The following is a 9,148-nucleotide window of genomic DNA, read 5'->3' as shown; positions in this document are numbered from 1 at the left end:
GACACCAAACAAGCATCTATGATAGTTCAAGAGAAAGAGCCTCTCTCTCCGCAAAAAGGCTTCAAAGTGGCTGCAAAATGGTCGTCACAGAAGCCTTCAAAACAAGAGTAAATCGTTGTAGGACATGGTCTTACAACGATTTTTTCTTTATATGCAGTCCATAGACCTGACGGCTTACCCCTAGGGTCTAATCGTCATCAATCGGTCAAATTCTGCTACAGAAACTGCTACACAAATCAAGGCGTAGCAATTAGTGTAGCAGTGACGGCTAAATGAAGGGCTAATTGAAGGCAGCAACGTGCTCTCATTCAATGTGTAAGTAAGTAACTTTGTAGCACCTGCTACACTAAGGAATGATGCATTATGAGACAATCGTTCAAGGTGTCCTTCTACCTACGCTCCAACTACGAGAACAAAGAAGGCAAGTCGCCCGTCATGCTACGGATCTTCCTCGGAGGAGCAATGAGCAATCTTGGCTCCACGAAGATCTTCGTAGACAAGGCACAGTGGAATAGCAGAACCAGCCGACAGAAGGGACGCTCCTCAGAAGCCCTCGCTGTCAATGCCAACCTAGATGCCATCTCCACCAGCCTCCACTCCCTCTACCACAAGTACCAAGACGACCAAACGATCTCGCTGGACAAGCTCCGCTCCGCCTACCTCGGACAAATCCAGGAGTTCAGCACCTTTCTACCTGTCTTTGACAAGTTCATCGATGACATCCGTCAGCGCATGGGGCACACCATCAGCAAGGAGAGCTTGCAGAAGTACAGCGTCTTGCGTAAGCACTTCTTCGAGTTCCTAGTACACAGGTATAAGCGTAAGGACATCGGACTGATGGAGTTCACACCTGCCATCATCCAGGACTTCGAGTTGTACCTCACGACAGTGGCCTCATGTGCCTACAATACCGCTGTCAAGAAGATGAAGACCTTGAAGACCATCACTATCTATACCCTCAAGCGGGGCTATCTTCTCCAAGATCCTTTTCGCGATCACCACTTCCACCTCACCCCTGTAGACAGAGGCTTCCTCACCGACGAAGAGATCCTGAAGATAGCCAACAAGGAGCTGACCATCCCTCGCCTCGCGCTCGTCCGTGACCTCTTTCTCTTCTCCTGCTTCACGGGACTTGCCTATATTGATGTCGCAAACCTCAGAAGAGAACACCTCGTTACTATGAATGGAAAGACATGGATCATGACGCGGAGAAAGAAGACAAGAGTAGAGAGTAACATCCTCCTCCTGGACATCCCCAAGGCCATCATCGAGAAGTATAGCCCTAGTACTACTCCCAAGGACGGGAAGCTTTTCCCCATCCTCTCCAACCAGAAGATGAATGCCTACCTCAAGGAGATCGCTGACGTATGCGGGTTGCAGAAGCGGCTCACCTTCCATCTGGCCCGCCACACCTTTGCGACGATGTCGCTCAGCAAAGGTGTACCGATGGAGAGCGTCTCAAAGATGCTGGGGCATACCAACATCAAGACCACGCAGATCTATGCCCGTATCACTAGCAAGAAGATCGAGCACGATATGGAGCAGCTAGCGGGCAAGCTCGATAAGTTCAACGAAGCCATGGGCCTCTAAGCCAATCAATCATCTCATCATAAGCTATAAGCTACATTATGAACCAGACTAAGAAAGAGCTTTCCTACTTCCGCCTCAAGCTGGAAGGCTACCTCAGAGACCATCATCCCGAGCTAAGAACCGACAGCGCCTTCATCGGAGCTCGTGCAGACCTAGCTCTCTCCTCCTACTGCGATAGCGTAGCCCAGGGCTTCTCGCACCTCGAGGCAGAGGCAATAGCCAGCGAGGTCCTCTACCAGGGACTCCACTTTTCCAAGTATGACACCCTCGTCTCCATCCTAGTAGAGGAGTTCTCCGAAGAGCTTCCCGAGCCCCTTCCCCATAGGCTCGCCCCCATCCTCCTGGGCAACAAGTCCATCCAAGCGGTCTTCTCCAAGTACGAGCTACACGATGACTTTGACGGCAGTCCTGAGTACGAGCTACTCTACACCGAGCTGACGGGTACCATCGTCCTACTCATTGAGGAGAACCACTTGCCCATCGTGGACAAGGCTGAGATATACGTTCAAGAGTAAGATTCCACTGGAGCACTCGAGTGTCAAGAGCCAAGATATACGCCCCGCTCCACACGCCAAGAGGCAAGCGCCCTTGCTCTTTGTGTCGCGAAGCATCTTGTCCCTGCTCTTGAAACTCAAGAATGCCCCCAGATATGAATACTCAAGCAATGAATCACGATCCACACAGCCCCATCTTCATCAGGGGTAAGGCCTCTCCCGACAAGCAGACGAAGGGGCAGGTGTCTCCTTCCCGTTTCGTTGACTGGCGACGTATCATTGAGCTGGCACTTCTACTGACACTTGTTGTAGCTGCCGTCTACCTCATCTCAAGAGTCGTCACTCCACAGATCGTGACGATTGTAGGTGTCATAGCGGGCTTCCTCCTGCTACGCTTCGTAGTACGAACAGTCCTACAAGTTACCTTCACCATCCTCGGCTTCCTCTTCTGGCTAGCCATTTTCGTGGCGATCCTGATCTGCATCCTTTAGCAAGGATGATTCCTCATACTATAGACGGGTGGCTGGCTCTTAGGAGCTAGCCACCTTTTTACTTCCTACTTATAGGCTTTGCACTTCTGCTTCTCATCCAGCCGCTCCACTTGATGCGTAAGCGACGGATGCTGTTTCTTTTCCCTCGCAAAGGTAGGACGGGGCTTGGGCTACCCCAAGGTCGGTGCCTGCGGTTGGCAGGAAAATCTCCACACTTCCGCCCCAGGGGCTCCAGGTCGTATTTTCCTCCCAAACCTTGTGTCCGCCATCGCCCCGCTACCTCTGTCTTGCTCGAAAAAGGAATCAGCATACTCCGATCGTTGGACGCATAAAAAAAATGTCACTATGGATAAGCAGAAAATAAATACAACATCTTCGATGAGCAGAAAAGGATATAGCTCCTCCTCTCATTACCGCATAAACTCGGGGAATGGAGCCTATGAGCGTGCCGTGGCGACTAAGTTCGTGCAGTGGGAGGTGCAGCCCTTGGAAACCCTCTGTGCCTGTAAAGCCTACCTCCTGCGTGTGAAGCTCAATCGTGGCAGGACAATGAGCCGTGAGGAAAAGGATTGGCTTTGTGAAGCGGTGAACTCAAACACCTACTTCCGTACAGCCGTTCCCCTAATGGGCTACCGCTTTGACTTCTTCGATGTGCTGAAAAAGTACTTGGTCAAGCAATACGGACAATGGGCTGAATACTATGCCCCTGACCGCACCAGCCTACGTAAGCACCTTTATGGACGCATCAACCAGATTGTAGAAATCCCTAAATACTAACGACAATGAGCGGAACAGAACAATTCACCCGTACCATATCTGAGTACCTCAACCTACGAGCAGCTACAGACCCGCTATTCGCCCCTAAGCTCAAGAAGCCACACAAGAACATCGAGGACTGCGTCACCTACATCCTAAAGCAGGTGCAACAGAGTGCTTGCAACGGCTTTGAGGACGATGAAATCTACTCTATGGCGGTACACTACTACGATGAAGACGATTTAGATGCGGGTAGCCCTGTCGCCTGCCATGTGGTCGTCAATCATACCATAGTCCTTACCGAGGAAGAGAAAGCCGAAGCCCGCAAGCAGGCGATACAGCAGTATCAAGCCCAGGAGCTACGCAGGTTGCAAGAGCCGAAGCGATTAAAATCCAAGACAAGCACCGAGAGTGAGCAAGTACCCGAACCTTCTCTATTTGATATATAGCTATGAAACCGAGAAACAAGTTTGAGCAAGCAGTCCTCACTCAAAGCAAGTACCTCCGCCCCATAACGAAGGCACAGAGGCAGTGGGCATTCCGTGAGTGCATTGACCACTATGCCTATCGCCTACCCAAGGGCAAGACCACTTGTATGGATTGTGGGCATTCGTGGCAGATGGATATACCAAGCGAGCATTGCACCTGCCCCCAGTGTGGGGCAGACTTAGAGGTCATAACGACAAGGGCGAGGAAGTTAAAGCAACGGCAGTATTTCATAGTACTGACTACTTCGGGAGGGCATCAAGTCTTGCGTATGTACTTGCTTATTGCGGGTATGGAGAAAGGCTACCAAGCCAGCTCCTCCGCCATGGAGATTGGTCAGTATTGGTGGGATGAGCGTGGCAGGCAGTCTATTGTCGCCGTACAGCGAACGATGGGACATTATATAGATAGCTTTGCCTACTATTCGCCTATGGCTATTCGTCGTGACAACGAAGCCTACCACTTCGTTGCTCGTTGTCCCTTATGCCCTAAGGTTAAGCTAAGCGATACCCTAAAGAGAAATGGCTTCGAGGGTAAGTGCTATGGCATTGCCCCCACGAGCCTTATCCCAGCCCTCCTCACAGACAGCAGAGCCGAGACTCTGATAAAGGCAGGACGCACCGAGCATCTACGCTACTTCCTCAGCCGAGCAAGAACGATAGATAAGTATTGGCCAGCCTACAAAATCACACTCCGCAGGAGTTATGACATTAGAGACATTGCCCTTTGGTGCGACTACATTGATATGCTTATAAGGCTTGAGCGAGACATACACAATGCCCACTATGTTTGCCCCAAAGACTTACAGCAAGCCCACAACGAGATTCTCCGAAAGTTGCGGGCTCGACAAGAGCGAGAACAAGAAGAGCACAAACGACAGAAGGCGCTGGAGGATGAAGCACGATTTCAAAAACTCAAAGCCCCGTTCTTTGGGATTGCCTTCACTGATGGCACCATCCAAATCCGAGTGTTGGAGAGCGTGCAGGAGTATATAGAGGAAGGGCAAGCTCTACACCATTGCGTATTCACTAATGAGTATCACCTCAAGGAGAAGAGCCTCATCCTATCGGCAAGTATTGACGGCAAGCGGATAGAGACCATCGAGGTATCCTTGGAGACGATGGAAATTCTTCAGTGCCGAGGCTTGATGAATCAAAACACCGAGTACCACGAGCGCATCATCGAGCTCGTGCATCAGAACATGAAGCAGATACAAAGTCGTGTAGCCTAAATACTAGACCCGAGAGTGGCTGTCTCGAAGTAATAGCCCACTTTAAAGCTACTTCCCCTAGTTCGAAAGGAGTAGGCAGCTAAAAAGAACGCAGGAAAAGTCTCAGGTAATAATTTCAAGCAAAGAAGTCACGAGTATTTCATATATTTACGCATGATTTTGCACACCGATAAGAAAACAAATACTAATCACGTATGCCAAATCCCATTAATCTCTCCATAAAAGAGCTTCTAAAGGAGATAACCGAGGCCTTTATAAAAGATGGCTGGATCACATTATATGCTAGAGATATATTTGCTATACTAGCTAACGATTCGCTATACTCGAAGGAACAAACCAATACCTCTTGGGTCTTTAACGCTGATCAGGCTCACCCGACCTTCAAGTATGATACAGGAGGTATAGACGTAGATGGATACTATAACCTGCCTAACGATGATGCAGCCCTTCTCGTTTACACCCAATTTGAGACAGGTTACTATCACCACACCATACACCTTTCCGATGAGTTTATTCGTTTTTATGATTTGCGGAAACTACTCAGACTTGATGGTTCTTGGGAATACATTGCAATCGATAGCAATGGAGATGAAACAATAGTAGCAAAAACTGAGCAAGATAAAATTAAAGTATTACAGGAGTATATTTTAGAGTTCTCAGCTGTAAAGAAGCAAAACATCATAATACAGTTTGATTTTATCAAACACTACCAACGGTCCCTAGACGAAATGCACCTAAGCACAGAAAACATACAACTAATTAAACATCAAAACCTTATATTTTCATATAGCAGACTTGATCGCGACGACCAAAAGGCTTGTGAATGGATTCGAGGAAAATATTTCATTAAACATAATAGTACCAATATTAAGCGACTATGGGATAAACAAGACAACAGGAAAGAAACATTCATCGTAGGGAAAAACCCAGATGGCAGTGTAAAACTCTCGACTTGCGATGTAAGCCAATTACCTGTCCTAGGGAATTGGGAGGGCCAATCTATATGGCAAATGACTCCTGTTGTTTTCAAAAATGAGGTTCTAAAGAAGTATTATCAAGACAGCGGTCGCTTCGAAGTGCAAGATGGAGCCATTTCTGGGCCGGGATGGTTTGCTCATTTAGATAGCGATCGTAATGACGAATATGTGATAATGCTTCTTAAAGACTTGGGGGGCTCCCTTATAAGGAACAATTGCACTGGAGAAAGTATAATATCATACCTCCTGATGACATAAAAATCAGCTCTACATCTCAAAAACGATGGATAGAAGGAAAGGCATGCAATCCACAGAATGCCCCCGATTTAATATTCAAGAAAAACTATGAGTATTTAAACAAACAGTGGTCATCTCATTTTGGCTGGCAATTATTTCGTCCATTAGCACCCGAAGATCAATATCTTTATGAACAACTACATATGATGTATACCCATAGTAATGGGGAATTTGATGCACTGGTTGGATCAATCACTAAAATCGTAATAGATTCACTCAATGAAAAAGAATTACTAAAGGGCATAGACGAGCATTCTCCTGTAGTAAAAGAGCATTTCTGCAAGATTAATAAAATAAGCTCAAAGAAGCAGGGTAAAGAGTCTCTTACAACAGGGATATCCAAGTTTGTTACTTTCCTAATAAGCAAAAAAATAGACTTCCCTGAGATTGAAGAGCCATTGAGGATGCTTCAAAAATTACGTTCTACAACAGTTGCTCACAGAAAGACCACATCCCCGAAACCAGAGGATTATGCCATAGCTAGTTATTGGGGTATAAATAAGTACCCCCAAAAAGATGTTATTAAGATGATGTTTAATACATTCTCTAAAATCTTCGAAAACTTGACACGTATGGTATCAAAATAAGAATCTCTATACCCTCGCTATCTTACTTTCCCCATAGCACTTATCCATACTCTCATTGTTCATTCGGCCCTTAGTCTCACTTCTGAATAAAAAATTCAATTGTTGCACCTTGCCGAAGTTGTCCTCTATGTACACGTCAATCGTCTGTCGGTCTGCTGACTGCGAGGTATAGTACAGGCGAAACTCCTCTCGCACTAGGGGATAGCGGTCATTAGACTTGAGTGCTGCTCCTTTATCCAACCTCAGCATCCCCTTACCTTCGCTTTGGAAGTAGCGAAGAGTATAGCGGGCTCCAGCATAGCGGCCAGCTCGCTTGAGGGAGCATCGTATCTCAGCCGTTTCGCCCCTACGGATGTCTTTTTGGATGGGCATCGTCTCTAGCGTGAAGTCATAAGCCTGCTGTACCTCCAGCTCGCGGTCACAAGCAGGGAGGCAAAGGCTCACTACGGCAAGTAGCCCCATAGCCCAGAGCACATTCACAAATTTCCTTTTCATTCTTCGTCTTCGTTCTATAGGTTCAAGTGCAGTCCCAAGGCAAGGGCGGGACGAAAGCGGTGTAGATCAGAGCCGAGGAGCACCCGCCCCTGAGCCTTGAGGACAAGCAGTAGCCTATCGGAGAGGAAGCACTCAACGGAGCTATGCAGCGCCCCACCATAGACGAGGCGTGAGCGGTCAAGAAGCGTTGCTCCATCGGGTAGCAAGGACTTCTCTTCATTGAGTTCTTCGTAGCCCCCGAGGGCAGAGAGCCCTAGGTAGGTAAAGATGTTCTTACCCCTATCCGAGAGAAGCGGCTGCATATTGTCTCTCGAGCACATTTCCCGTAGCTACATCTATGCGATGTAGGTGCTCTTGGGTCGTCACCCACAGATCAGAGCCGTAGAAGTTGATGAAGTCAATCTCCCCAGGGACGACTCCATTGCGCCAAAGGGAATAGCCACGACCGCTCTCAGCAAAGTCCAGACGATAGACCTCTTCCAAGCCTTGACCGTCCTTATCTCGCATAGCTACCAGCTGACTCTTCCCCTCGCAAGTGAAGAAGTGGAGACCACAGTGGCTCCCCTTATGGAAGGAGGGCCTCCCAAGAGGGACGACTCCTAAGTCATGATACTCATGAGTGGAGAGATTGTACTTGACTATGCGCTTATTCACGAAGTAGACCCAGTCCGCCTCCTCTGTCGGGAGCATATCAAAATATCCCATGGCATCCACTAAAGACTGCTTTAATTCCCCATCCAGAGAAAATACATTTAGCTGATCAGAGAGCGGAGACTCTGACGAGTAATAGACGAACCAGAGGCCACTTCGTAGTTCGGGGATTCTTGCATAGGGACTATACAGGAACTGGAGCCTCTCTTGGCAGACACCATCCAAAGAGTATCGGAGGGTACTGTAAGTACGCTTCTTGTTGGTCGTCGTAATGAAAACGGAGTCCCCATAGATAGACATCCATACGGCGGGGATTCGCTGAATCAACTGATACATCATTCGGTAATATCAAAGATTAAATTAAAGACCTTATCCTCTTTGAGAGCTATATATAAATCTGTAGCCTTAAGGATATCTGTACCCAACGCATCACTCAGAGTCTGCCTAACGGTAGGTTGCTCTATTAAAGTTGTGATCTCTATCATAAATGACTGCTCCCGTAGCGCGTCGAGGATTTTCCTCTTGAGCTCCTCTCGGTTCATCTTGTGGCCACTGAAGACCCACTTGATTCTTTTGCCTTCAGCCATTGCCGCGAGATCCTTTAGGAACTGACGTTGGAAAGACGTGCTAGACCAGCTCTGCCAGCCAGACCAGTTCTTCTGCTCATAGCGTATCTTGCCTCTTCCCTCATCGGCTACGATGTCATATACATGAGCAACGGTCTCTAAAGGCTGTGAGGAAGAAGATACCTGATTATAAAATCGTATTGTTTAAAGACAAATCTCATCAGTATATCAAGCCTTACAGTGTAGGGGTCTCTCGTGTGGGCGAATTAACTGTACGCGAGCTACTACGCTTGATCTTATCTCCGCTGGAGAACTGCCATGTCACGCTTAATTTGAGGCGTCTACGAGGAGATAAATCCGTACGCTCGAGCTCTGTAAAATCTGTTTTGATGCGCATTACCGCTCTATTATGAATAAGATTGAGCGTTCCTAGATTGATTTGTAGCTGATTATTCATCAAGCTCATATAAACACCTGCATCTAGGCCATAGCGTAGCCCAGCTTCATGGCTCAGATGCTTCTCTGCA

11 protein-coding genes and 2 pseudogenes are annotated in these 9,148 nt (G+C 47.7%); 8 read left to right on the top strand and 5 right to left on the bottom strand.

Features of this window, described 5'->3' with window-relative positions; genetic code table 11:
* Positions 1 to 363 precede the first annotated feature (363 nt).
* The 8 genes from Q0336_RS03145 (at position 364) to Q0336_RS03110 (ending at position 6,909) form a co-directional block, all read left to right on the top strand.
* Complete coding sequence (locus Q0336_RS03145) at positions 364 to 1,590, top strand: site-specific integrase (protein ID WP_298525597.1); 1,227 nt, start codon at positions 364 to 366, stop codon at positions 1,588 to 1,590.
* A gap of 38 nt (positions 1,591 to 1,628) precedes the next feature.
* Positions 1,629 to 2,105, top strand: coding sequence for a DUF1896 domain-containing protein (locus Q0336_RS03140; RefSeq protein ID WP_298525594.1), 477 nt, complete (start codon positions 1,629 to 1,631; stop codon positions 2,103 to 2,105).
* 134 nt (positions 2,106 to 2,239) lie between these two features.
* Positions 2,240 to 2,575, top strand: a complete 336-nt coding sequence (locus Q0336_RS03135) for a hypothetical protein (protein WP_298525592.1) — start codon at positions 2,240 to 2,242, stop codon at positions 2,573 to 2,575.
* A 378-nt stretch (positions 2,576 to 2,953) separates the two neighbouring features.
* Positions 2,954 to 3,352, top strand: coding sequence for a hypothetical protein (locus Q0336_RS03130; RefSeq protein WP_298525589.1), 399 nt, complete (start codon positions 2,954 to 2,956; stop codon positions 3,350 to 3,352).
* A 5-nt stretch (positions 3,353 to 3,357) separates the two neighbouring features.
* Positions 3,358 to 3,780 carry a PcfK-like family protein gene (locus tag Q0336_RS03125; RefSeq protein ID WP_298525586.1) on the top strand — a complete coding sequence of 141 codons (423 nt, stop codon included), beginning with the start codon at positions 3,358 to 3,360 and terminating at the stop codon, positions 3,778 to 3,780.
* Positions 3,781 to 3,782: 2 nt separating this feature from the next.
* Positions 3,783 to 5,048, top strand: coding sequence for a PcfJ domain-containing protein (locus Q0336_RS03120; protein WP_298525584.1), 1,266 nt, complete (start codon positions 3,783 to 3,785; stop codon positions 5,046 to 5,048).
* Between the two features lie 194 nt (positions 5,049 to 5,242).
* Positions 5,243 to 6,283, top strand: coding sequence for a hypothetical protein (locus Q0336_RS03115; protein WP_298525581.1), 1,041 nt, complete (start codon positions 5,243 to 5,245; stop codon positions 6,281 to 6,283).
* A 182-nt stretch (positions 6,284 to 6,465) separates the two neighbouring features.
* Positions 6,466 to 6,909: a hypothetical protein gene (locus Q0336_RS03110; RefSeq protein ID WP_298525578.1), complete on the top strand. Its 444-nt coding sequence runs from the start codon at positions 6,466 to 6,468 to the stop codon at positions 6,907 to 6,909.
* A 6-nt stretch (positions 6,910 to 6,915) separates the two neighbouring features.
* Here Q0336_RS03110 and Q0336_RS03105 read toward each other — a convergent pair whose 3' ends face one another.
* The 5 genes and pseudogenes from Q0336_RS03105 to Q0336_RS03085 all read right to left on the bottom strand — a co-directional run.
* Entirely contained in the window at positions 6,916 to 7,404 is a 489-nt protein-coding gene (locus Q0336_RS03105; RefSeq protein WP_298525575.1) for a DUF3872 domain-containing protein, read from the bottom strand.
* Between the two features lie 14 nt (positions 7,405 to 7,418).
* Positions 7,419 to 7,706, bottom strand: a pseudogene (locus Q0336_RS03100) (conjugal transfer protein TraO); the annotation flags it as partial.
* Entirely contained in the window at positions 7,684 to 8,109 is a 426-nt protein-coding gene (locus tag Q0336_RS03095; protein WP_298525572.1) for a hypothetical protein, read from the bottom strand. The gene Q0336_RS03095 and the pseudogene Q0336_RS03100, both read right to left, overlap by 23 nt.
* Positions 8,110 to 8,390: 281 nt before the next feature.
* A complete protein-coding gene (locus Q0336_RS03090) occupies positions 8,391 to 8,642 on the bottom strand; it encodes a hypothetical protein (RefSeq protein ID WP_298525570.1) in 252 nt (83 codons plus the stop codon).
* Between the two features lie 214 nt (positions 8,643 to 8,856).
* A pseudogene (locus tag Q0336_RS03085) lies at positions 8,857 to 9,148 on the bottom strand (TonB-dependent receptor); the annotation flags it as partial.

Origin of the sequence: uncultured Porphyromonas sp., from assembly GCF_938039215.1 — a bacterium.
Lineage (GTDB): Bacteria > Bacteroidota > Bacteroidia > Bacteroidales > Porphyromonadaceae > Porphyromonas.
Note: the sequence above shows the minus strand (reverse complement) of the source record. Positions and strands in the feature narration are given on the sequence as shown.

Excerpts from the sequence above, each read along its gene's own strand:
- Q0336_RS03120 (WP_298525584.1), top strand. The coding sequence starts at position 3,783 with ATGAAACCGAGAAACAAGTTTGAGCAAGCAGTCCTCACTCAAAGCAAG.
- Q0336_RS03125 (WP_298525586.1), top strand. The coding sequence starts at position 3,358 with ATGAGCGGAACAGAACAATTCACCCGTACCATATCTGAGTACCTCAAC.
- Q0336_RS03135 (WP_298525592.1), top strand. The coding sequence starts at position 2,240 with ATGAATACTCAAGCAATGAATCACGATCCACACAGCCCCATCTTCATC.
- Q0336_RS03110 (WP_298525578.1), top strand. The coding sequence starts at position 6,466 with ATGATGTATACCCATAGTAATGGGGAATTTGATGCACTGGTTGGATCA.
- Q0336_RS03090 (WP_298525570.1), bottom strand. The coding sequence starts at position 8,642 with ATGGCTGAAGGCAAAAGAATCAAGTGGGTCTTCAGTGGCCACAAGATG.
- Q0336_RS03095 (WP_298525572.1), bottom strand. The coding sequence starts at position 8,109 with ATGGGATATTTTGATATGCTCCCGACAGAGGAGGCGGACTGGGTCTAC.
- Q0336_RS03145 (WP_298525597.1), top strand. The coding sequence starts at position 364 with ATGAGACAATCGTTCAAGGTGTCCTTCTACCTACGCTCCAACTACGAG.
- Q0336_RS03140 (WP_298525594.1), top strand. The coding sequence starts at position 1,629 with ATGAACCAGACTAAGAAAGAGCTTTCCTACTTCCGCCTCAAGCTGGAA.
- Q0336_RS03115 (WP_298525581.1), top strand. The coding sequence starts at position 5,243 with ATGCCAAATCCCATTAATCTCTCCATAAAAGAGCTTCTAAAGGAGATA.
- Q0336_RS03105 (WP_298525575.1), bottom strand. The coding sequence starts at position 7,404 with ATGAAAAGGAAATTTGTGAATGTGCTCTGGGCTATGGGGCTACTTGCC.
- Q0336_RS03130 (WP_298525589.1), top strand. The coding sequence starts at position 2,954 with ATGAGCAGAAAAGGATATAGCTCCTCCTCTCATTACCGCATAAACTCG.